The organism is Kitasatospora phosalacinea, assembly GCF_000716545.1.
Taxonomy (GTDB): domain Bacteria; phylum Actinomycetota; class Actinomycetes; order Streptomycetales; family Streptomycetaceae; genus Kitasatospora; species Kitasatospora phosalacinea.
Map to the genome: position 1 here is coordinate 20,652 of NZ_JNWZ01000005.1, position 23,704 is coordinate 44,355.

Below are 23,704 nucleotides of genomic sequence, written 5' to 3' on the forward strand. Positions count from 1 at the left end.
CCGTTGCGCGTCCGGCCCCGCGTCCGGCCCCGGGTCCGGTCCGCCGGGCCCGTGCCGGGCGGGCATTTTCCTCACGGCTCAAGAACGTGGAGCGGGCACCGTCCCGCGGGCGAAGCTCGACTGCCGACAGATCCGCTCGCCTCGCGTGTCTCCAGTGGAGGGCCGCACATGTCCCACGGTTTCGACAGCGCACCCGACGGCCCGGCGCGCCGGGCCGTCCACCACCTCGTCGCCGCGCACGCCCGCCGGGAGCCCGCCGCTCCCGCCGTCGTCGACGCCGGACTGACCCTCAGCTACCTGGAACTGGAGGAGCGGGCCAACCACCTGGCGCACCGCCTGGCGGCCGCCGGCGTGGGCGCCGAGTCGCGGGTGGGCCTGCTGACGGGCCGCTCGGGCCACTCGGCGGAGACCGTCGTCGCGATGCTCGCGGTGCTCAAGGCGGGCGGGCTCTACCTGCCGCTGCACGAGAGCTACCCCGACGACCGGATCCGCCGGATGCTCGCCGACACCGGCACCGTCCTGCTGATCGCCGACCGCACCACCGCCGACCGGGCCACCGCCGCCGGGGTCCCCGTGCTGCTCGTCGACCGCTCCGACCCCGGGCGGCGCGCCGACGCCCCCGAGGTCGAGGTGGACGAGGAGCAACTCGCGTACGTCATCCACACCTCGGGCTCGACCGGCCGCCCCAAGGGCGTGTCGATCACCCACCGGAACATCGCCTCGCTGGCCCGGGACCGCCAGGTGCGCGCCGCCTTCGGCCGCGTCGCGCTGTTCAACGCGCCGCTCGCGTTCGACGCCTCCACCTACGAGGTCTGGGTGCCGCTGCTCAACGGCGGCCGGGTCGTCGTCGGGCCCGCGGAGCTGACCGCGCCGGGACTGGCCGCGCTGAGCGCCGGGCACGGCCTCGACGCGGTCTTCCTGACCGCGGCGCTGTTCCGGCTGTTCGCCGAGGAGCGGCCCGACTGCTTCGCGGGGCTGCGCGAGGTGTGGGCCGGCGGCGAGGCGGTCTCGGCCGCCGCCGTCGAGGAGGTGCGGCGGGCCTGCCCGGGCACCGCGTTCGTCAACGCGTACGGCCCCACCGAGTGCACGGTGTTCGCCACCGCGCACCGGCCGGCGCCCGAGGACGTGCGCAGCCGGATCGCGGTGATCGGCGGCGCGCTGGACGACACCGCCGCGCACGTGCTCGACGAGGAGCTGCGGGAGGTCGGCGCCGGCGGCGTCGGCGAGCTGTACCTGTCCGGCGACGGCACCGGCCGCGGCTACTTCGGGCGCCCCGCGCTGACCGCCGAGCGCTTCGTGGCCGACCCGTTCGTGCCCGGCGGCCGGCTCTACCGCACCGGCGACCGGGTGCGGCTGACCGAGGACGGGCTGATCGAGTTCCTCGGCCGCACCGACCACCAGGTCAAGATCCGCGGCTTCCGGATCGAGCTCGGCGAGATCGAGACCGCCCTGCGGGAGTGCCCCGGCGTCACCGACGCCGTCGTGGCGGTGCGCGAGAGCGGGGCGACCCGCGGCCTGGTCGGCTACCCGACCGGGCCGCGACCCCTGGAGGAGCGCGAACTGCTCGCCCGGCTGGCCGAGCGCCTGCCGGGCTACATGGTGCCGTCGCGGATCGTCTGGACGGAGCGGCTGCCGGTCAACGCGAACGGCAAGGTGGACCGCGGCGCGCTGCCCGAGCCGCCGGCCGGCCCCGCCCCGCACCGCGCGCCGGAGACGGACACCGAGCGCGAACTGGCCGCCCTCTGGGCCGAGGTGCTCGGCGTCGGGCAGGTCGGGGTGACGGACGACTTCTTCGCCCTCGGCGGCGACTCCGTGCTCACCATGAAGATCGTCGCGCGGGCGCGGGCCCGGGGCCTGGTGCTGAGCACCGCCGACGTCTTCGCCCACCCCACCGTCGAGGCGCTGGCCGGCGCGGTCCGGCGGACCGCCGCGCCGGCGCCCGCCCCCCGGCCCCCGGCGCCGCGGTCGGGCAGCTACCCGCTGACCTCGATGCAGAGCGGCATGCTCTTCGACTCCCTGATGCTCGACGACCCGGCGCTGCACCTGGTGCAGTTCGTCGTCCGGCTCGGCGACGTCACCGACCCCGAACGCCTGGGCCGGGCCTGGCAGGAGGCCACCGAACGGCACGCGGTGCTCCGCAGCGAACTGCGCTGGGCCGACGTCGAGGAGCCGGTGCAGGTCGTCCGGGACGAGGTCGTGCTGCCGGTCACCCAGCTCGACTGGAGCGCCCGGCCGCCGGAGGACCATCCGGCGCTGCTGCGCGAACTGCTGGAGGCCGACCTCGCCGCGGGCATCGACCTCACCCGGGCGCCGCTGAGCCGGGTCACCGTCGTGCGGCTCGGCCCGGACACGGTCGAGCTGGTCTGGACGGTGCACCACGTGTTCACCGACGGCTGGAGCTCCGCCGAACTGCTCCAGGACGTGATCGACGACTACCGCGGCGGACCGGTGCGCGAGCGGCCGCCGTTCCGGGACTTCGTGCACTGGCTCGCCGACCGGGACCTCGACGTCGCCGACGCGTACTGGCGCGGCCGGATGGCCGGCTTCACCACCCCGGTGGCGGTGCCCGGCGACCGGCAGCCCGCCGAGGGCCACCGCGCGGTGGCCCGCCGGTCGGTGGAGGTGGGCGTCCCGGCGGAGACCGCCGCGCGGGTCTCGGCCTACGCCCGGCGCACCGGGCTCACCTGGAACACCCTGGTCCAGGGCGCCTGGGCGGTCCTGCTGGCGCGGCTGAGCGGCGAGCGCGACGTGTGCTTCGGCACCAGCATGTCGGTGCGCCCGGCCGAGCTGCCCGGCGTCGAGTCGATGGTCGGCATGATGATCAACTCCCAGCCGGTCCGGGTCCTGGTCGGCGAGGACGAGCCCGTCCTGCCCTGGCTCGCGGAGCTGCAGCGCGAGCAGGCGGCGGCCCGCGAGTTCGGGTACGCCCCGCTGAACCGGGTGCGGTCCTTCGCCGACGTCGAGCCCGGGGCGGAGCTGTTCCACACCGCCGTGGTGTTCCAGAACTACCCCTTCGACCGGTCCGAGATCCGCGCGTTCGACGTCCGGTTCGCCACCAACTACCCGCTGGCGCTGAGCGTGTTCCCGGGCGATCCGCCGGTCCTGCGGCTGCTCCACGACGAGGCGCTCTTCGACCCGGAGAGCGTGCGGCTGATCGCCGAGCGGCTGATCACCGTGCTGGACGCGCTGGCCGCCGGGACGGCGCCGAGCCTCGGCGACCTGAGCGTGCTGACCGCCGCCGAGCGGGAGACCCTCCTCGGCGCGTGGGCCCAGGGCGCCCCCGCCGGGTACTCGATCGAGCGGCGGATGCACCACCTGATCGGCGAACGCGCCGCCGAGCGGCCCGACGCCGTCGCGGTCGAGCGCGGCGGGCACCGGCTCACCTACGCGCAGGTGGAGGAGCGCGCCAACCGGCTGGCCCACCACCTGCGCGGGCTCGGCGTCGGCCCGGACGTGCTGGTCGGCGTCTCCGTCGAACGCGGCCCGGACCTGGTCGTCGCCGTCCTCGGCACCCTCAAGGCCGGCGGCGCCTACGTGCCGATCGACCCCGACTACCCGGCCCGGCGGGCCGCCGCGATCCTGGAGGAGGCCCGCCCGGCGGTGGTGCTCACCCACGCCCGCCACCTCGACGTCTTCGCGGGCGCCACGACCCCGCTGGTGCTGCTCGACCGGGACTGGCCCGCCGTCGCCGCCCGGCCCGCCACCGCCCCGCCGGACGAGGGCGGCCCGCGCGACCTGGTGTACACCGTCTACACCTCGGGCTCCACCGGGAAGCCCAAGGGCACCATGGTCGAGCACCGGTCCATGGTCAACACCGTGGAGGCGGTCGTCCCGCTGCACGTGCGCCCCGGCGCCCGGGTCTACCAGCTCTCCCCGATGAGCTTCGACGCCGCCTCGCTGGTCCTGCTGAGCACGCTCGCGGGCGGCGGCACGCTGGTCGCGCCGACCACCGCCGGGACGTACAGCGGCGCCGAGCTGATCGAGCAGCTGCGCGAGGCCGACGTCAGCGCCGTCACCGGGCCGCCGACCGTGCTGCCGGTGCTCGACCCGGCCGAACTGCCGCACCTGGAGTCCGTCCTGTGCGGCGGCGAGGTGCTGACCCCGGACCTGGCCGCCGACTGGTCGCCGGGCCGCCGCCTGCTCAACGGCTACGGGCCGAGCGAGTGCGCCGTGGCCGCCACGCTGTTCGAGGTGGAGCCGGGCGTCCGCTACCGCAACGTCCCGATCGGCCGGCCGATCCCGCACACCACCGTGTACGTCCTCGACCACCGGCTGCGCCCGGTGCCGCCCGGCACCACGGGGGAGCTGTACCTCGGCGGCGCCGGCGTGGGCCGCGGCTACGTCGGACGGCCCGACCTGACCGCCGAGCGCTTCGTGGCGGACCCGTTCGGCGCCCCCGGCACCCGGCTCTACCGCACCGGCGACCTGGCCCGCTGGAACCGGGACGGCACCCTGGAGTTCGCCGGCCGCTCGGACGACCAGGTGAAGATCCGCGGCTTCCGGGTGGAGCCCCGCGAGGTCGAGAACGTGCTGCTGCGGCACCCCGGGGTGGCCGAGGCCGCCGTGGTCGTGCGCGCCGACGGGGCCGGCAAGCGGCTGGTCGCCTACGTGGTGCCGCGCGGCGCCGGGCCGTCCGACCGGGAGCTGCGGGAGCACGCCGCCCGGCACGTGCCCGCCTACATGGTCCCGGCCGCCGTGGTGGTGCTGGCGGCGCTGCCGATCAACCGCAACGGCAAGCTCGACCGGGCCGCGCTGCCCGAACCGGCGGCCGAGTCGGAGGAGCGGGCGTACACCCCGCCGGCCGACCCGACGGAGGAGGCGCTCTGCCGGATCTTCGGCGAGGTGCTGGACGCGCCCAGGGTGGGCGCGCTGGACAGCTTCTTCGACCTCGGCGGCGACTCGATCAACGCCATCCGGCTGGCCGTCCGGATGCGCGCCGCCTTCGGCGTGCCGCTCTCCCCGCGGGACCTGTTCGAGCACCGGCGCGTACGGGACCTCGCCGCCGTCGTCCAGGAGCGGATCGTCGCGAGCCTGACTGCCGTCTCCGGGGCCGAAGCGCCCGGCCTGATCTGACCAGACAAGGAACGCAGATGACCCAGTTCGACGAGATGTTGACCTCCGTACCGGCGCACCTGCGCGAGGAACTGCTGCGCCGCCTCGCCGGGCAGGCGGCGCCCGCCCCGGCGGCGATCCGGCCCGCCCCCCGGGACGAGCCGCCGCCGATGTCCTCGCAGCAGGAGCGGCTCTGGTTCGCGGCCGAGCTGGAACCGGACAGCGCCGAGTACAACGCGCTGCGCGCGCTGCGGCTGCGGGGCGCGCTGGACACCGCCGCCCTCGGCGCCGCGCTCGACCGCGTGGTGCGCCGGCACGAGATGCTGCGCACCACCTTCGACACCCGCGACGGCCGCGGCGTGCAGGTCGTGCACCCGCACCGGGAGCGGCCGCTGCCGCTGCTCGACGTGTCCGGCCCGGACGCCGAGGCCGCCGTCCGGCGCTTCGTCGCGGCCGAGATGAACACGCCGTTCGACCTGCGCCGCGGCCCGCTGCTGCGGGCCACCCTGCTCCGGGTGGCCGCCGACGAGCACGTGCTCGTCCTGGCCATGCACCACATCGTCTGCGACGGCTGGTCCACCGGGCCGCTGCTGCGCGAACTCGCCGCCGCCTACGCGGACGCCCCGCTGCCGCCGCTGCCCGTCCAGTACGCCGACTACGCGATCTGGGAGCACGGGCGCACCGCCGAGGTGGACCGGCAGCTCGACCACTGGCGCGAGCGGCTCGCTGGGATGCGCACGGCCGACCTGCCCACCGACCGGCCCCGCCCGCCGGTCCGCACGCCCGCCGGCGCGACCCTGGCGGTGGAGCTGCCCGCCGAGGTGCTGACCCGGCTGCGCGAACTCGGCCGCGGACAGGACGCCACCCTGTTCATGACCCTGGTCACCGCCACCAAGGTGCTGCTGTCCCGGTACTGCGGCGAACCCGACGTGGCGGTCGGCACCGTCACCCTGGGCCGCTCGCGCCCCGAACTGGAACCCCTGATCGGCACCTTCGTCAACACCGTGGTGCTGCGCTCCCAGGTCGAGGAGTCGCTGTCCTTCACCGAGCAGCTCGCCCGGGTCCGCGCCGGCATGCTCGACGCCTTCGCCCACGACGAGGTCCCCTTCCAGCGCCTGGTGGACGCGCTGCGTCCCGAACGGGACGCCTCCCGGCCGCCGCTGGTGCAGGTGATGGTCAACCTGCAGAACATGGCGGACACCCTGCCGGAGTTCCGCGGCCTGGAGGTCACCGAGATCCAGCCGGCCGCGGAGGTGGCCAAGCTGGACCTGGTCCTCGACTTCTACGAGGACGCCGGCTCGCTGGTCTGCTACCTGGAGTACAGCACCGACCTGTTCGACCGGGAGACGGTCGAGCGGCTCGGCGGCCACCTCGTCACCCTGCTGCGCGCGGTGACCGAACGGCCCGGGGCGCCGCTGGCGGAGCTGTCCATGCTGCCCGCCGACGAACTGCGCGCGCTCACCGCCGACTGGCAGGGCCGGCCCGCCGCGGCCGCGGACCCGCGGACCCTGCCCGGGATCTTCGACGAGCAGGCGGCCCGGACCCCGGACGCGGTCGCGGTCAGCGACCACCGGCACCGGCTCACCTTCGCCGAGCTGGCCGCCCGCGCCAACCGGCTCGCCCACCACCTGGTGGCGGCCGGCGTCGGCCCCGGCGTGCCGGTCGGCGTGCGCCTGGAGCGCGGGGTGGAGGCGATGGTCGCGCTGCTGGCCGTGCTCAAGGCCGGCGGCGCGTTCGTGCCGATCGACCCCGACCACCCGGCGCGGCGGCAGGCCCTGATGCTCGAGGACACCGCCGCCCCGGTGCTGGTCACCGACTCGGCGGCGGACGGCGAGGGCCCCTGGACCACCGTCCGCCCCGACGCCGACCGGGAGGCCGTCGCCGCCCGGCCCGCCACCCCGCCGGCCGTGGACGTCGGCCCCGACGACCTCGCGTACATCGTCTACACCTCCGGCTCCACCGGCCGCCCCAAGGGCGTGATGGTCAGCCACCGCAACGCCGTCCACATGATGCGGGCCTGGGACGACCGCTACGACCTGACCGGCCTGCGGGCCCGCGCGCTGTCGGTCTCCAGCCTCGCCGTCGACCTGTTCCTCGGCGACTTCCTGATGTCCGCGATGTACGGCGGCGAGATGGTGATCTGCCCGGCCGCGGTGATCGCCGACCCGCCCGCGCTGGCCGCGCTGATCACCGAGGTCCGCCCGCACCTGCTGGTCACCACCCCCTCGCTGGCCAAGGCGGTCGCCCAGGAGCTGTCCTGGAACGGCGCCCGGGCGGACTCGCTGCGGGTCCTCGCCGTCGGCTCGGAGGCCTGGCTGGCCGACGACGCCGCCGCCGTCCTGGAGGTGCTCCACCCGGAGGCCGTGGTCACCAACAACTACGGCGCCACCGAGACCACCGTGGATTCCACCACCTACCGGCTGCGCCCCGGCGCGACCGGCGGCGCGGCGGTGGTGCCGATCGGCCGGCCGCTGGCCGAGACCACCGTGTACGTCCTCGACGGCCGCGGGCGCCCCGTCCCGATCGGCGTGCCCGGCGAGATCTCCATCGGCGGCGACGGCGTCGCCCAGGGCTACTGGGGCCGGCCCGAACTGACCGAACAGCGCTTCACCACCGACCCGTTCACCGGCGGGCGGCTCTACCGCACCGGCGACATCGGACGGTGGCGGCCCGACGGCGAACTGGAGTACCTCGGCCGCGCCGACGACCAGGTCAAGGTCCGCGGCTTCCGGGTCGAGCTCGGCGAGGTCGAGGCCGCGCTGCTGCGCCACCCCGGCGTCGCGGCCGCCGCCGCCGCGGTGCGGCCCGACCGGACCGGCCGCGACCGGCTGGTCGGCTACCTGGTGGCGGCGGGCGCCGCCCCCACCCTGACCGAACTGCGCGCCTTCCTCGCCGGGATCGTGCCCGACCCGGCCGTCCCCTCCGCGCTCGTCGTCCTCGACGCGCTGCCGATGACGCCGAGCGGAACGCTCGACCGCAAGGCGCTGCCCGCCCCGCCCGCCACCGAGGACACCGCCGCCCGCCGGGTGGCGCCGCGCCCCGGCACCGAGGCGCGGCTCGCCGCGGTCTGGGCCGAGGTGCTGGGCCTGCCGGCCGACGCCGTCGGAGCCGACGACAACTTCTTCGAACTCGGCGGCGACTCGATCGTCGGCCTCCAGGTGGTCTCCAGGGCCCGGCGGGCCGGGCTGCGGCTGACCGCCAAGCAGATCTTCCTGCACCAGACGGTCGCCGAACTGGCCGCCGCCGTCCTGGCCGACGACCGGCCCGCCGCGCAGGCACCCGCCACCGCCGCGACCGGGGACGTGCCGCTCACCCCGGTGCAGCACTGGTACTTCGAGGAGTACCCGCAGGGCGCCACCCACTTCAACCAGTCGATGTTCGTCGAACTCGCGCCCGGCACCGACCCGGCCGCGCTGCGGACGGCGCTCACGGCGCTGCTCGACCACCACGACGCGCTGCGGCTGCGCGCCGTCCCGGCCGACGGCGGCTGGCGGCAGCACTGCGCCGGGGACGAGCCCGGCGAGGCGTTCCGGACGGCCGACCTGTCCGGCCTCGACCCGGCCGCGCGCGAGCGGGCCGTCCACGAGGCGGTGCGGGCGGCGCAGACCGGCTTCCGGCTGGAGACCGGGCCGCTGCTGCGCGCGGTGCTGTTCACCGGCGCCCCCGGACCGGACCGGCTGTTCGTCACCGTCCACCACCTGGTCGTGGACGGCGTCACCTGGCGGGTGCTGCTCGCCGACCTGGAGACCGCCTACGAGCAGGCGGCGCGCGGGGCGCGGATCGAACTGCCGGAGAAGACCACCTCCTTCCGGGAGTGGGCGACCCGGCTGGCCGAGGCGGCCGCGACCGGCCGCTTCGACGCCGAACTGCCCTACTGGCGGGGCGTCGAGGCCGCGTCCGCCCAGTGCCCGCCGCTGCCCGGCGACGGCCCGGCGGCCGACACCCTCGCCGACGCCCGCACGGTCGAGGTCCGGCTCGACGCCGAACTGACCCGCGCGCTGCTGCGGGACGCGCCGGCCGCCTACCGGACCCGGGTCAACGACGTCCTGCTGACCGCCCTCGCGGCGGTGCTGGCCGACTGGAGCGGCGGCGCCGCCGTCGCGGTCGAACTGGAGGGCCACGGCCGCGAGAGCCTCTTCGACGACGTCGACCTCTCCCGCACGGCGGGCTGGTTCACCACGCTGTTCCCGGTCGTGCTGCCCGCGGCGGACGGCGACTGGGGCAGCCGCCTCAAGGCCGTCAAGGAGACCCTGCGGGCCGTCCCCGGGGCCGGCCTCGGCTACGGCGCGCTGCGCCACCTGACCCCGGCCGCCGGCCTGGGCGGCGCCCGCTGCCAGGTCGGCTTCAACTACCACGGCCACTTCGACGTCGCCGCGGGCGACGGCCTGCTGCGCGGCTGGGCGCCCAGCCCGGTGCCGGACCGCGCCCCCGACCTGTCCCGGCCCAACCCGCTGGAGATCACCGGCATGGTCCGCGACGGGCGGCTGGAGTTCTCCTGGGAGTACTCCGCCGCGCGGCACGACGAGGCGGCGATCACCTCCCTCGCGGCGCGGTTCACCGCCGCGCTCGCCGAGATCGCGGCGCACTGCGCCACGGCCGGCGGCTGCACCCCGTCCGACTTCCCGCTGTCCGGGCTCGACCAGGCCGGCGTGGACCGGCTCGCCGGGGACGGCCGCGCGGTCGAGGACGTCTACCCGCTCACGCCGATGCAGAGCGGCCTGCTGTTCCACTCGCTCGACGCGCACGAGGACGACATCTACTTCACCCACGTCGGCCTGGTCCTCGACGGCGTCCCCGACCCCGCCGTGCTGGCCGAGGCGTGGCAGCGCGTCGTCGACCGGACCCCCGTGCTGCGCACGGCGATCGCCGACGCCGAGGGCGGGCGCCCGCTCCAGGTGGTGCACCGGGACGTCCGGGTGCCGGTGGTCGTCGAGGACTGGACGGACGCGACCGAGGAGGAGCAGCGGGAACGCGCCCGCCGACTGGCCGAGGCCCCGGTCGAACCGCTCGACCTGTCCCGCCCGCCGCTGCTGCGGCTGCACCTGGCCCGGCTCTCCGGCACCTCGGTGCACCTGCGCTGCTCCTCGCACCACCTGCTGCTCGACGGCTGGAGCTTCGCCGACGTGCTCGGCGAGGTCTTCGCGGAGCACGCCGCGCTCTCCGGCCGCGAGGTCGAACCGCCGCGCCCGCGCCGCCCGTTCCGCGACTACGTGCGCTGGCTCGGCGAGCAGGACACCACCGCGGCGCGGACGTACTGGCGCGGCCTGCTCGACGGGTTCACCGGACCCACCGCCCTGCCGTACGACCGCACGCCGCTGAGCTCGCACCAGTCCCGCGACACCGGGCACCTCGACCTCGAACTGACCGCGGAGCGGACCGCCCGGCTGGAGGGCTTCGCCCGGGAGGCCCGGATCACCGTCAACACCCTGGTCCAGGGCGCCTGGGCGCTGCTGCTGTCCCGCTACAGCGGCGACCGGCAGGTCTGCTTCGGCACCACGGTGGGCGGCCGGCCCGCCGAACTGCCCGGCTCCGACGAGATGGTCGGCCTGTTCATCAACACCCTGCCGGCCCGGCTCACCGTCCTTCCCGGCAGCGAACTGCGCGCCTGGCTGCGCGGCGTCCAGGAACAGCAGGTCGAGGGCCGCCAGTTCGAGTACGCCTCGCTCGCCCAGGTCCGGCACTGGGCGTCCGTCCCGCCGGGCACCGACCTGTTCGACAGCTGCGTGGTGTTCGAGAACTTCCCGTACGACGAGCACGCCGCCGAGCGGTACGGGCTGTCCGTGCGCTCACTGGCCGGACTGGAGACCTCCAACTTCCCGCTGACCTGCGTGGCCCACCTGGTGGGCGGCCTCCACCTGCGGCTCGGCTACGACCCGCGGCTGTTCGACGACGCCACCGCCGGCCGGTTCGCGGACCACCTGCTCGGCACGCTCGACGCGATGGCCGCGGCGCCCGGCGGCACCACGCTGGGCGAGCTGCCGATCGTCCGCGGCGCCGAACTCACCAGGATCGTCGAGGAGTTCAACGGCACCCCGTCCGGCTACCCCGACGGCTGCCTGCACGAGCTGTTCGCCGAGGTCGCCCGGGCCTTCCCGGACCGCCCGGCGGTCACCGCCGGCGACACCCGGCTCAGCTACGCCGAGCTGGACGCCGCCTCCGACCTGCTCGCCCACGCCCTGGTGGGCCGCGGCGTCGGCCCCGAGGTCACGGTGGGCATCTGCCTGCCCGGCGGCGCCGAGATGGTCACCGCGATGCTCGGCATCCTCAAGGCGGGCGGCGCGTACGTGCCGCTGGACCCGGGCTACCCCCCGGAGCGCCTGTCCTACCTGTTCCGGGACTCGGGCGTCCCGGTGCTGCTGACCAGCGCCGAACTCGCCCCCGGCCTGCCGCCCGGCGCCGCCGAGGTGCTGCTGGTCGACGAGCTGCACCTCGACCCGGCCGCCGCGCCGGCCGGACCGCCGCCCTCGCGCACCGTGCCGGACAACCTCGCCGTGCTGGTCTACACCTCGGGTTCGACCGGCACGCCGAAGGCATCCATGGTCACCCACCGCGGCCTGGTCCGGCTGGTGCACGCCGCGGGCGAGCACACCTTCGGCGACGCCACGACGATCGCCCAGCACCACTCGATCTCCTTCGACGCCGCGCAGAACGAGCTCTGGCAGGCCCTGCTGACCGGCGCCTGCCTCGCCGTGCGGCCCGGCGACTTCCGCTCGGTCGACGAGCTCGACAAGTTCCTGCGCGACAACGACGTGCAGGCCATCTCGTTCGCGGCGGGCTTCTTCCACGCCGTCGCGGACACCGACCCGGGCATCCTCGCCGGGCTGCGCAAGGTCGTCGTCGGCGGCGAGGCGCTGTCCGCCCCGCACTGCGCCCGCGTCCTCGACCGGCTGCCCGAGCTGCGGATCGTCAACGCGTACGGCCCCACCGAGTGCTCCGTCACCTCCACCTGCCTCCCCGTCGAGCACGGCGGGCCGGCCGGGCGGACCGTCCCGGTCGGCCGGCCGAGCGCCGACGCCCGGGTCTACCTGCTCGACCGGGACCTGCACGTGGTGCCGGTGGGTGTGGCCGGCGAGGCGTACCTCGCCGGGGACGGCGTCTGCCGCGGCTACCGGGACCGGCCCGGGATGACCGCCGAACGCTTCCTGCCGGACCCGTTCGGCCCGCCCGGGAGCAGGATGTACCGCACCGGCGACCTGATGCGCTGGCTGCCCGACGGCACCCTGGAGTTCGTCGGCCGCACCGACGACCAGGTGAAGCTGCGCGGCTACCGGATCGAACTCGGCGAGATCGAACAGGAACTGGTCCGCCACCCGGACGTCGCCCGGGCGGCCGTCGTCGTCCGCGAGGACCTGCCGGGCCGCCGGCGCCTGGTCGGCTACGTCGTCTCCGAGCAGGACCCGGCCGAACTGATCCGGTACCTGGCCGGCCGGCTGCCCGAGTACATGGTCCCGGTCGCGATCGTCCGGATGGAGGGCCTCCCGCTCACCCCGCACGGCAAGGTCGACCGCCGCGCCCTGCCGGAACCCGCCGCCCAGGCCGCCGAACGGACCGGGGTGGAGCCCCGCACCGCCGAGGAGCGGACCATGGCCGGGATCTGGGCGGAGGTGCTCGGCGTCGAGCGGGTCGGCGTCACCGACGACTTCTTCGACCTCGGCGGCGACTCGATCCTGAGCATCCAGGTCGTCTTCAAGAGCCGCCGGGCCGGACTCCAGGTCTCCTCCAGCGACCTGTTCCGGTACTCGACCGTCGCGGAACTGGTCGCCGCCGCCGGCCGGGAGCGGCAGGTCACCGCCGTCCAGGAGGCCGAGTCCGGGGAGGTGCCCCTCACCCCGATCCAGCACGAGTTCTTCGCCCGCAACACGGTCTCCCCGCAGCACCTCGCCCAGTCCGTCCACGTCGAACTGACCGACGGCGCCGACGAGACGGCGCTGCGGGCCGCGCTCACCGCGGTCGTCCGGCACCACGACGCGCTGCGGATGCGCTACGTCCGCGACGCCCGGGGCGGCTGGACGCAGCACAACGCGCCGGAGGAGACCGGCGAGCTGTTCGAGCGCCACGACCTGTCGGGCCTGCCCGACGAGGAACTGCTCCCGGTCATGGACCGGCTCGCCGGGGCCGCCGACAGCGCGCTCGACCTGGCGGCCGGACCGCTGCTGCGGGCGGTGCTGTTCGACCTCGGCCCGCAGCGGCGCGCCCACCTGCACCTGACCGTCCACCACCTGGTGATCGACGCGGTGTCCTGGCGGATCATCAACCACGACCTGGACCTCGCCTACCGGCAGGCGCTCGACGGCGAACCGGTCGACCTCGGCGCCAAGACCTCCTCGTTCCGGCAGTGGGCCACCCGGCTCGCGGCGCACGCGGCCGACGGCGGCTTCGCCGACCAGCGCGCGCACTGGGAGGCGGTGCCCGAGCCCGGACCGCTGCCGGCCGACGGCCCCGGACCGAACGTGGTGTCCTCGCGGCGCGTCCTGCCGGTGCGGCTGGAACGGGAGGAGACCGGGGTGCTGCTGCACACCGCCCCCGGCCGCTTCCGGGCCCGGGTCAGCGACGTGCTGCTCGCCGCGCTGGCCCGCACGGTGTGCCACTGGACCGGCGAGGACCGGCTGGTGATCGAGATGGAGGGCCACGGCCGCGAGGAGATCTTCGACGACGTCGACCTCTCCCGCACCGTCGGCTGGTTCACCAGCTCCTACCCCGTCGCCCTGGAGGTGCCCGACCGGGCCGGTGCCGAGGCCGACTGGCCCGCCGTCGTGCGCTCCGTGCGCCGCTGCCTGCGCGCCGTCCCCGGCAACGGCCTCGGCTACGGCGCGCTGCGCCACCTCGCCGGACCGGACGCGCTCACCGCGCCGCACACGCCCCCGGCCGTGCTGTTCAACTACCACAGCCAGACCGAGGAGATCACCCGGACCGCCGACCGCTCGCTGTTCCACGCCTTCCACGCCCCGATCGGCCTCGAACAGGACGGCCGCGAACGGGTGGTGCAGGCCCTGGAGGTGGTCGGCGCGGTCGAGGACGGCCGGCTCGGCTTCGACCTGTACTACTCGGTCGACCTGCACCGGAAGGAGACGGTCGAGGCGCTGGGCACCGCGTTCGCGGCGGCGCTGCGGTCGATCGCCCGGTCCTGCGACCGGGCCCCGGGGACGGAGGAGGCCCGGTGAGGGAACTGCTGACCGAACTCGCGCTCCGGCACGGGGTGCCCGGCGCCCAGCTGGCGGTCTGGCGGGACGGCGCCCTGACCACCGCGGAGGCCGGCGAGCAGGAGGCCGGCTCGGGGCGCCCGGTGACGGCCGGGACGGCGTTCCCGCTCGGCTCGCTCACCAAGCCGTTCACCGCCACGCTCGCGGCCATGCTGGTCGCCGACGGCGACCTGGACCTGGACGGGCCGGTCGCCGAGCACCTGGGCGAACTGCGCGGCGCCCCGGAGTTCACGCTGCGCCAGGCGCTCGGGCACACCGCGGGCCTGGCGGCCAACACCGCCGAACTGCCCCCCGGCACCACCCGCGCCCGGTGGCTCGCCCGGTACGCCCCCGAACTGGGGGTGCACCGGCCGGGCACGGTGTTCTCCTACTCCAACCCGGGCTACCTGATCGCCGGCCGGCTGGTCGAGGAGATCACCGGACTCGACTGGGCGGAGGCCGTGCAGGCGATGCTGCTGCGACCCCTGGGCCACGACGCCGCGGCACCGGTCGCCCCGGGCCACCTGGTCCGCCCGGACGCCCCGCCCCGGCCGATCGCGGAACAGTCCGTGCCGCCGCTGGAGGACCCGGCCGCGGGCCTGTGCCTCCCGGCGGCCGGCCTCGCCCTCCTCGGCGCCGCGCACCTGGGCCTCGGCCCGGGCGCGGCCCTGCTGGACGCCGGGACGGCCCGGGCGATGCGCGCGGACGTCACGGCGGGCCTCGCCACCGGCCCCTTCGGGCTCGCGGAGGGCTGGGGAGCGGGCTGGTCCCGGTACGGGACGTGGTTCGGCCACGACGGCACCGGCGACGGCGCGTGGAGCCACCTGCGCGCCGACCCGGAGACCGGGACGGTGGTGGCCCTGACCGCCAACGGCAGCACCGGCGCCCGGCTGTGGGAGTCCCTGCTCGGACAGCTCGTCGACGCCGGCCTGGACGTCGGCGACCACCCCCGCGACGCGACCGGCGACGGCCCCGGGCCGGCCCCCGCGCCGGACCCGGAGCGGTGCGCGGGCCACTACGCCAACGGCGACTGGTCGTGCCGGATCGAGGCGGACGGCGACGGACTGCTGCTCGCGGTCGGCGGCGCGGCGCCGGTCCGCCTGCTGACCGGCCCCGGCCACTCCTTCCGGACGCCCTCGGACGGCGGCCCGCGCACCGCGCTGCCGTACCTCGGGCGCTTCCTGCCCGACCCGGCCACCGGCCGGATCGACCGGGTGCAGATCACCGGCAGGCTCTGCGTCCGCCGCTCCGGGCCCGGGGCGCCCCCGGCGCCGCCGCTCAGGACGCCTCCAGGTACGCCAGCACCGCCCGGACCCGCCGGTGGCCGGTGTCCGCCACGGTCAGTTCCAGCTTCGTGAAGATGTTGCCGATGTGCTTGTGCACGGCGTTGTCGGTGATCGACAGCTTCCTGGCCAGCGTCGCGTTGTCGTGCCCCTCCGCCATCAGCGCCAGGATCTCCCGTTCCCGCCGGGTGAGCGTGGACAGCGGCTCGGTCCGGCGCGCCAGCAACTGGGTCACCACCTCGGAGTCGAGCGCCGTGCCGCCGGCGGCCACCCGTTCGAGCGCCTGGAGGAACTCGTCGACCCGGGCGATCCGGTCCTTGAGCAGGTACCCGATGCTGCCCCCGCCGTCGGACAGCAGCTCGAAGGCGTACGTCCGCTCGACGTACTGGGACAGCACCAGGACCGGCAGGCCGGGATGGACCCGCCGGGCCTCGATCGCGGCCCGCAGCCCCTCGTCGCGGAACTCGGGGGGCAGCCGCACGTCGACGATGGTGACGTCCGGGCGGTGCCGCCCCACCGCGGCCAGGAACACCTCCGCGTCGCCCGCGACCTCCGCCACCTCGTGGCCGGAGCTGGTCAGCAGCAGCTCCAGGCCGGTGGCCAGCAGGACGTTGTCCTCCGCGATCACTATCCGCACGGCAACTCCACGGTGACGGTGGTGGGGCCGCCCGCCGGACTGTCGACCGTCACGCCGCCGTCGAGCGCCTGCGCCCGGCCGCGCAGGCCGGCCAGCCCGCCGCCGCCGCGCTCGCGCGCGCCGCCCCCGCCGTTGTCGGTGACGACGACGGTCAGCAGGTTCCCGCCGTGCCGCACCCGGAGCCCCGCCTCGGTGGCCCGGCTGTGCTTGGCCACGTTCGTCAGCGCCTCGGTGACCACGAAGTAGGCCACCGCCTCGACGGCCGCCGGGATGCGCGGCAGCTCGCCGATGTCGAGCCGCACCGGCACCCCGGCCCGGGCGGCGACGGTGTGCAGCGCCCCCCGCAGCCCCCGGTCGGCGAGGATCGGCGGGTAGATGCCGCGGAGCACCTCGCGCAGTTCGACCATGGCCTCCTCGTTGATGTCGATCGCCTCCCGCAGCGCCCGGTCGGCCGTCTGCGGGGCCCGCTCCAGGCAGCGCTGGGCGACCGCGAGCCGCATGGCCACGGCCACCAGCCGGGCCTGGGTGCCGTCGTGCAGGTCGCGCTCGATCCGCCGCAGCTCGGCGCCGTGCGCCTCCAGGGCGTCGGTGCGGGTCCGGGTGAGGGTGGCCACCCGGTCGGCCAGCTGCTGGGTGCGCGAGGATGCGAGGACGGCGAGCGTCAGCCGGGCGTGGACCGTGGCCAGGAGCGGCAGCAGCGGGCAGCCGGCCGCGAGCAGGACGGACCCGACCGAGGGGCCGCCGGCGGCCCAGGACAGCACCGGGCTCTCCAGCACCGCCGGGGACAGCGCGTGCACCGGGAACGTCCACAGCAGCGACAGCGTCACCAGGACCAGCAGCAGGTTGCCGAGGAACAGCGTCGTCGCGAGCCCGAAGCCGAGGCCGCACACGATGTGCAGGGCGAGCCAGGACAGGTGGCGGGGGAGCGGGACGTTCCGGGCGCGGACCGGGCGGCCCAGCAGGCGGCCGGCCCGCTGCCGGTGCCACGCGGCCCACACCTGACGCATGCCCGGGTGACAGAGCAGCAGGAACGAGGGCAGGCTGATCGCCGCGGTGACCAGCTGCCCCAGCAGGTAGACCGCGGCGGTCGACAGCGCCCCCCACGCCCGCACCGCCTTACCACACCAGGACTCCAGGAGCCTTACAGCAGGCTGTAGTTCCATCCCTACAGCAGAGGGCATGGGTTCCGGAGGGGCGGAGGCCGTAGCATACCGCTCGGGCCGGGGATCAGGGCCCGGGGACAGGGCGGACCGGCCCGTCCCCACGGGGGAGGAACGGGGATGGTGGGAACGCAAGACCTGCCTCCCGAACGTCGAAAGAGATCATCATGGCTGACCAACGTCCGGCTCTGGAGCTGAGCCATGTCGGCTCGGCCGGAGCCGAGGGCACCGCGTCCGGATATGTGATCGAGAACGTGACCTTCGCCTGCGGGCCCGGTACCTGGACGGCGCTGTCCGGGCCGGCCGCCGCCGACCGGACCGGCGTCCTGCGGTGCGCCGCCGGTCTGGACCGGGTGACGGCGGGCGAGGTGCGCCTCGCCGACGGGCTCCGGCTCGCGCACGTCGGACTCCGGCCGGTGGAGGAGCAGTTGGCGGAGGTCGGCACGCTCGGCGCCGAACTCGACCGGCTGCCGGCCGCGGCGGCCGAACCGCTCGCCGAGGCCCTGCGAGGGCTGGGGCTGTGGACGCTGCGGGACACGCCGGTGCTCGACCTGCCGGAGGGGCGGCGGCGGGCGGCCGCGCTCGCGCTCGCGCTCGCCCCCGCCCCCGACGTGCTGCTCGCCGACGACCCGGCCGGCGGGCTCCCGCCCGACGAGGCGGAAGCCCTCCTGGACCTGCTGCGCGACCTGGTGGACCGGCGGGGCCTGTGCGTGGTGGCGACGGCGCCCGACCTCGCCGGCCTGGAGCGGGCCGACGAGGTGGTGCTGCTCGCCGAGGGGCGGGTGGTGGAGACCTGGGTCATGCCGTAGACCGGCGGAGCCGCGGGCCGTTGCGCAGCGTGCCCGCCGAAGGGGGGTGCGGGGCGCCCAGCAGGCCGGTGAACTCCGAGGGGAGGTCCCGCTGCAGGAGCGCCAGGCCGAGCGGAGTGAGCGTGTGCGTCGCCGTGGTGCGGTTGCGCAGGGTCGTGATCAGACCCGCCTCGCGGAGCACGGTCGCCTGCTTGCTGGCGCCGGAGAGCGAGATGCCGAGCCGGTCGGAGAGGTCTCCGGTGGTGCCGCTCTCGGACAGCGCCCGCAGGGCCGCCGCGCGGGTGGCGCCCACCAGGGCGGCCAGTGCCCGGTCGCCGTCGACCTCCGTCTCCTCCTCCAGGTCGTCGAGGTCCAGAGGTACGGAGAAGACGAGTGCGGGCGCGCCGGTCTGCCGTTCGGAGCGCACCAGCACGCAGGTCTTGGCGGGGAGGAAGAGCGAGGGGCACAGGATCAGCCCCTGCCCGTTGAGCCTGATGTCCATGTCCAGCTCGGAGGCGATGCGCAACTGCGAGGACTCCCACGTCACCTTCGGGTGCAGCCCGGCGAGCAGGAACTCGATGCCGTTGGTGATCGCCATCCGGCCGCGCACGTCGCGCTCGATCTCCAGCCGGGCCTGCATCCGCGACCAGTAGGGCAGGATGCCCGCGCAGCAGAACAGGACCACCGCCTGGGCCAGCCGCCGGACCTGCGCGTGCGTCGAGGCCGCGACCGCGGTGCCCGGCCCGTCCCGTTCGAGCAGCCACAGCAGGTCGGGGAGCACCCGGTGCTCGGAGACGACCTTGTCGACGGCGGGCAGGTCGCCGCCGAGTCGCTCACGGACGAACTTGTGCCAGCTCACGCCGCCCCGGCCCCGGTCACGACCGAAGCGGTGCAGCGCGAACAGCGCCTCTGACATCGGACCAAGGGTATGGACCATTCTTAACCGCTGAAGATCTTCACCGGTCACATGAACGCGCAGCACTTTACACCCCCGTGTCACACCTGTGCGTTGTTTGTGACAGAGCCTAAGCCAAGTGTGCGTCGCCCACAATAGCAAGATCGCGATCTTCTGATTTTCCGGAAGGCTCCGCGGGCGGTGTCGAAATGACCTCGAATTACCGGGCCGCCGGAGGGTCGCCGGCCGGGCGGCGGCCCTCCGGCGGCCCTCCGGCGGAGCGGCGGCCCGGCCCGGCGGGGCGCGCGCCCGCGCCCGGCGCGGGGGTGCGGGCCGCCGGGTGGCCGGGCGGCCCGCACTTCCTGCGGAGTGGGCACTTCCGGAATGCAACTCCCATGATCGGCAATGTAGTTGGATAGCCGAGCGAAGAGGAGCGGACGCCCGCAGGGGGGGATGAGTTCACCCTCGGTGGGGACGCCGCTTCGGTTGGTGACGGGATCCGGGGCCGGGCCGGGGCCGGACCGGACCGGCTCAGTAGATGACCCGGGACCCTGCCGACAGGCGCGCGTGGCGGGACTTGCGCAGATCACGGGTGATGTTCAGCCGGCGCAGCCAGCGGTCGGTCCCGTCGAAACGCGCCTGGAAGGGTTTCCGCCCGTGAACGACGCGGTAATTGTCGATGAAAACGATATCGCCGGGAGCCAGGGAAATTCCGCCCATGGCGCCGTCCAGGGCCGCGCCGATTTCATCGAGCGCGCGCTGCTCGTTCTCGTCCTGCACGCCCTGCATGTAATAGGGGTCCAGCCGGACGTAGGGATCCCGCAGGGAGCCGAAGAGCACCGCGACCGGCTCGGGGGAGCGCAGCGCGCTGTCCACCCGCTCCGCGCTGCGCGCCTTGAGCTCGGTCACCTCCGGGTCCTCCACGACGCCCTCGACCTGGTTCTGCGGGCGGTGCGACTCGTCCGGCAGGATCCTGAAGCGCTCCTCGGCCAGGACGGCCCGGGTCGCCTCGTCGAGGCGGACGTCCGCGATGTCGGCGAAGGTGGTCTCCACCTCGTCGGGGTTGCGCAGGCACATCAGGCCCAGGTAGTCGGTGCGCAGGGGGTGGAAGGCGTCCTCGGTGTGCCAGGTCAGCGTCTGCGCGCTGCCCCAGCCGATCTGCCCGTGCTCGTGGGCGCGGATCGGGAAGATGTCGTGCATGACCCGCCCGTCCTGCTGGGTGGCCCAGGCGATCGGCTCGCCGAGCAGGCAGCCGATCAGCAGGAACGGGACGTCCAGCGAGAGCGTCGCGCCGGGCGCGGGCTTGTTCCGCCAGTCCGCCGGGGTGTCCCCGAGGGAGGCGTCGTCGACCTCCAGCCCGGACACGACCAGCACGCCCGACGGCTCGTTCAGCTTGAAGTCGACCAGCGCCGTGCGCAGGCCGCGGGGCAGCTCGTGGGCGTAGACCGGGGCGGCCCGGTGCAGCTCCGGGTCCTCGATGGACGAGAAGCGGCCCGTGATCTCCGCGGTGACCTTCTCGAGCGCGACGACGTCGTCGTCGCCCAGCTGAATCTTGAGCATCTTCTTCCTCCGTGGTCGGTGGTCAGGAGCGCGCCGGCTGCGGTGCGGCCGACGGGAGGGCGGGCAGGGCGAGGCGGCGCAGGGCCGGGGCCAGGGTGGCGCCGGTGGCGACCACCACCAGCAGCGCGGCGCTGCCGAGCAGGCTCCGCCCGTCGCGCGCGCCGGTGGCCAGGACACCGGCGACGATCGGGCCGGCCGTGGCCGCGAGTTCGGCACCGAGGCCGACCAGCCCGGCCAGTCGGCCGCGCAACTCGTCGGGCACCGCAGCCAGCTGACAGGTGATCACCGTGGTGTTCGCGATCGGCATGGCCATCGCGGCCACGCCCAGCAGGATGCCGAGCGGCACCCCCGGCGGGGCCCAGGCCATCGCGGCCGCCACGGCGGCGAAGACCCAGGTCGAGCCGATCACCAGGGTCCCCGGCCGGATCGACGCCGCGTGCAGCCGGTCGGCGACCAGCGCGCCGACCAGGCCGCCCGCGCCGAAGCAGGTCATCATCAGGCCCATCTGCCCGGGGGCGACATCGTCCTCGCCCGACACGATGAGGACCAGCACCACCAGGCTGTGGAACGCCAGGTTCACGCCGACGATCCACGCCGTGGTGGCCCGGACGACCGGCATCCGCAGGAGCAGCCGGGCCCCGCCGACCCGCGGCGCGGCGCCCGCGCCCGCCCCGTCCGCGCCCGCCCCGTCCGCGACCGCCCCGGCGGCCGGCCGGTGCGGCAGGTGCAGGGCCGCCAGCGCCACGAACGACACCGCGAGCACCGAGCTGTTCAGCGTGAACGGCAGCACCTCGTGCAGCCCGAACAGGAACCCGGCCAGCGCCGGGCCGACCAGCAGCGCCGCGAACGGCCGGGCCGCGTTGCGGGCCAGCGCCTGCGGCAGCTGCTCCTTCGGCACCACCAGCGGGAGGGCCGCGTTCTCGGCCGGTACGAAGAGGCCCGCGCAGGCGCCCTCGACGGCCGCCACGAGCAGGACCTGCCAGAGCGGGCAGCGGCCCAGCAGGACGGTGACGGCGACGCTGAGCATCGCCACCGTGCGCACCCCCTGGGCGACCACCATGATCCGCTTGCGGTCCGCCCGGTCGGCCAGCGCCCCGGCGGGCAGGCTGACCAGCGTGCGCGCCCCGGCCAGGACCGCCGCGACGCCGGAGACCGCCGCCGCCGAGCCGCCGTGGGCGAGCAGCAGCAGCGGGAACCCGACGTACGCGACCTCGGCGGCCAGTTCGGACAGGAACATGCCGGACCAGAGGACGCGGTAGTCCCGGTTGCGCGGCAACGGTGCGGTCATGCCGTGACTCCCCTGGGCGGTGGCGGTGAACGTCACCGAGTGTTCCGGCGCCGGGACGCACCTGCCACGAAGTTGACCCGTGGATGAAACTCCGAGGCCAGTCGCCCGCGCAGAGGCCCGACCTGTGCGATGTCGGCACGGCTCAAGTTCGTTGTGGGCCCCGGTGCGGCCCCCGATATTGGGGGGCTGAGTCGTGTCCGAGTCCTGGCGCGGCGGCGAGCCACGACGGAGGAGAGGAGATCCCCATGGACCTCGCGACGGTCGGAACCACCTCGAAACAACAGGTGCCCCCACCCCCGCAGGAGCTGACGCCCGTCCCCTGGCGGCCGGTGTCGCTGATCGCCGCCGCGATGACGCTGTTCCTGCTGGCCCTGGCCACCCGGCACGGCTACCACATCGACGAGCTCTACACCCGGGCGGCCAGCAGCCACCTGGCCTGGGGCTACGTCGACCAGCCGCCGCTGGTCGCGATCGTGGCCAAGGTCGAGATCGCGGTGTTCGGCGACAACCTGTTCGGCCTCCGCGTGGTGCCGGCGCTGCTGGCCGCCGTCGCGGTGCTGCTCGCCCCGCTGACGGCCCGTGAACTCGGCGGCGGCCGCCGGGCGCAGCTCCTCGCGGCGTCCATGGCCTTCGCCTCCGGCCTGGTCATGTACACCGGCCACATCATGGGGACCAACAACTGGGACGAGCTGTCCTGGATCACGGCGACCTGGCTGCTGATCCGGATGGTGCGCACCGGCGACACCCGCCTGTGGTGGGCGATCGGCCTCGTGGTCGGGGTCGGCCTGACCGCGAAGTACCTGCTGGTCCTGCTGCTGCTCTGCCTCGGCGCCGGCCTGCTGGTGTTCGGGCCCCGGTCGGTCTTCCGCACCTGGCGCTTCCCGGCCGCGGTCGGAGTGGCCGCGGTCATCGCCTCGCCGGTGCTGCTCTGGCAGATCACCCACGGCATGCCCCAGCTGGAGATGAGCGCCGCCCTGTCCAAGGCGCTCTCCACGCTCTCCCGCAGCACCTTCATCCCGATGCAACTGCTGCTCATCGGCCTGTTCCTGAACCCGGTGTGGATCGCCGGACTCATCGCGCTGCTGCGCCGCCCCGAGTGGCGGCCCTACCGCTTCGTCGGGTGGTCGTACCCGCTGATGGTCGTCGTGCTGCTGGTCGTCGGCGGCCAGGGCGCGTACACCACGGCGCTGCAGTTCGTCCTGCTCTCGGCCGGCGCCGTGGTCGTCGACCGGTGGTCGCGCACCGCCAAGCGGCTCCTGACGATCGGTTCGCTGACCGCGCTCAACGCGCTGAGCTGCGCGGTCCTGCTGCTGCCGGTGCTCCCGATCGACACCTACGCCACCAACCCCGTCCTCAAGGGCCTGGCCATCGTCCAGTTCGACCAGGTCGGCTGGCCGGAGATGACCCGGCAGGTGAGCGACATCTACCGCTCGCTGCCGGAGCAGGAGCAGCAGCACACCGTGGTCTACGGCAACCACTACGGGCAGGCCGGCGCGATCGACAAGTGGGGCCCGGAGTACGGACTGCCGGTCAAGGCGTACAGCGGCCACAACTCGTACGCGGACTTCGGGGTGCCCGCCCCGGACAAGACCACCGTGATCACCATCGGCGCCGACCGGGAGCGGTTCGGCAAGCTGTTCACCTCCTGCGAGGACCGGGGCGCGTACCACAACGACCTGCCGGTGTCCGACGACGGCCAGAAGTTCATGGTGTGCCGGGGCCCGCTGAAGCCCTGGCCCGAGCTGTGGAAGGACCTGCGCTGGATCGGCTTCCAGTGCCCGTACACGGCGGAGGCGATCACCGCGGACAGCACGAAGGAGTGTGACTGACCCCGGGGGCGGACCCCTCCCGGCCGGGCTCCG

The 23,704-nt window shown here is 75.1% G+C and carries 10 protein-coding genes; 5 read left to right on the forward strand and 5 right to left on the reverse strand.

Going from position 1 to position 23,704, the window contains the following annotated elements; genetic code table 11:
- The first annotated feature begins 168 nt into the window (after positions 1-168).
- Genes OO48_RS35925 through OO48_RS03780 form a run of 3 tightly spaced genes read left to right on the forward strand, consistent with a single transcriptional unit; the run spans position 169 to position 15,589 of the window.
- Positions 169-5,073: a non-ribosomal peptide synthetase gene (locus OO48_RS35925; RefSeq protein ID WP_051731694.1), complete on the forward strand. Its 4,905-nt coding sequence runs from the start codon at positions 169-171 to the stop codon at positions 5,071-5,073.
- A gap of 17 nt (positions 5,074-5,090) precedes the next feature.
- A complete protein-coding gene (locus OO48_RS03775) occupies positions 5,091-14,213 on the forward strand; it encodes a non-ribosomal peptide synthetase (protein WP_051731695.1) in 9,123 nt (3,040 codons plus the stop codon).
- A complete protein-coding gene (locus tag OO48_RS03780; protein WP_051731696.1) occupies positions 14,210-15,589 on the forward strand; it encodes a serine hydrolase domain-containing protein in 1,380 nt (459 codons plus the stop codon). The genes OO48_RS03775 and OO48_RS03780 overlap by 4 nt, the downstream gene beginning before the upstream one ends.
- On the opposite strand, the gene OO48_RS03785 is transcribed toward OO48_RS03780, so the two are convergent.
- Both OO48_RS03785 and OO48_RS03790 read right to left on the reverse strand, forming a co-directional pair.
- Positions 15,510-16,151 (reverse strand): LuxR C-terminal-related transcriptional regulator, encoded by a 642-nt coding sequence (locus tag OO48_RS03785; protein ID WP_033212781.1) that lies wholly within the window; start codon positions 16,149-16,151, stop codon positions 15,510-15,512. The genes OO48_RS03780 and OO48_RS03785 overlap by 80 nt on opposite strands.
- Positions 16,142-17,263 (reverse strand): sensor histidine kinase, encoded by a 1,122-nt coding sequence (locus tag OO48_RS03790; protein ID WP_051731697.1) that lies wholly within the window; start codon positions 17,261-17,263, stop codon positions 16,142-16,144. Before OO48_RS03790 ends, OO48_RS03785 begins: the two co-directional genes overlap by 10 nt.
- A 215-nt stretch (positions 17,264-17,478) precedes the next feature.
- Between OO48_RS03790 and OO48_RS03795 the strand changes: the two genes are divergently transcribed.
- Positions 17,479-18,120: an ATP-binding cassette domain-containing protein gene (locus OO48_RS03795; RefSeq protein ID WP_081951893.1), complete on the forward strand. Its 642-nt coding sequence runs from the start codon at positions 17,479-17,481 to the stop codon at positions 18,118-18,120.
- Here the strand turns inward: OO48_RS03795 and OO48_RS03800 are convergent.
- The 3 genes from OO48_RS03800 to OO48_RS03810 all read right to left on the reverse strand — a co-directional run bounded on the left by OO48_RS03800 (position 18,110) and on the right by OO48_RS03810 (position 21,842).
- Positions 18,110-19,015: a helix-turn-helix domain-containing protein gene (locus OO48_RS03800; protein ID WP_051731698.1), complete on the reverse strand. Its 906-nt coding sequence runs from the start codon at positions 19,013-19,015 to the stop codon at positions 18,110-18,112. The two genes, OO48_RS03795 and OO48_RS03800, sit on opposite strands and share 11 nt — an antisense overlap.
- A gap of 510 nt (positions 19,016-19,525) precedes the next feature.
- Complete coding sequence (gene gntD, locus OO48_RS03805; RefSeq protein WP_033212784.1) at positions 19,526-20,554, reverse strand: guanitoxin biosynthesis L-enduracididine beta-hydroxylase GntD; 1,029 nt, start codon at positions 20,552-20,554, stop codon at positions 19,526-19,528.
- Positions 20,555-20,576: 22 nt separating this feature from the next.
- Entirely contained in the window at positions 20,577-21,842 is a 1,266-nt protein-coding gene (locus OO48_RS03810; protein WP_063830607.1) for an MFS transporter, read from the reverse strand.
- 245 nt (positions 21,843-22,087) lie between these two features.
- On the opposite strand from OO48_RS03810, the gene OO48_RS03815 reads away from it, so the two are divergent.
- On the forward strand, positions 22,088-23,671 hold the full coding sequence (locus OO48_RS03815) for an ArnT family glycosyltransferase (RefSeq protein WP_051731700.1): 1,584 nt from the start codon (positions 22,088-22,090) through the stop codon (positions 23,669-23,671).
- Positions 23,672-23,704 lie beyond the last annotated feature (33 nt).

Excerpts from the sequence above, each read along its gene's own strand:
- OO48_RS35925 (WP_051731694.1), top strand. The coding sequence starts at position 169 with ATGTCCCACGGTTTCGACAGCGCACCCGACGGCCCGGCGCGCCGGGCC.
- OO48_RS03775 (WP_051731695.1), top strand. The coding sequence starts at position 5,091 with ATGACCCAGTTCGACGAGATGTTGACCTCCGTACCGGCGCACCTGCGC.
- OO48_RS03795 (WP_081951893.1), top strand. The coding sequence starts at position 17,479 with ATGGCTGACCAACGTCCGGCTCTGGAGCTGAGCCATGTCGGCTCGGCC.
- OO48_RS03800 (WP_051731698.1), bottom strand. The coding sequence starts at position 19,015 with ATGTCAGAGGCGCTGTTCGCGCTGCACCGCTTCGGTCGTGACCGGGGC.
- gntD (WP_033212784.1), bottom strand. The coding sequence starts at position 20,554 with ATGCTCAAGATTCAGCTGGGCGACGACGACGTCGTCGCGCTCGAGAAG.
- OO48_RS03810 (WP_063830607.1), bottom strand. The coding sequence starts at position 21,842 with ATGACCGCACCGTTGCCGCGCAACCGGGACTACCGCGTCCTCTGGTCC.
- OO48_RS03815 (WP_051731700.1), top strand. The coding sequence starts at position 22,088 with ATGGACCTCGCGACGGTCGGAACCACCTCGAAACAACAGGTGCCCCCA.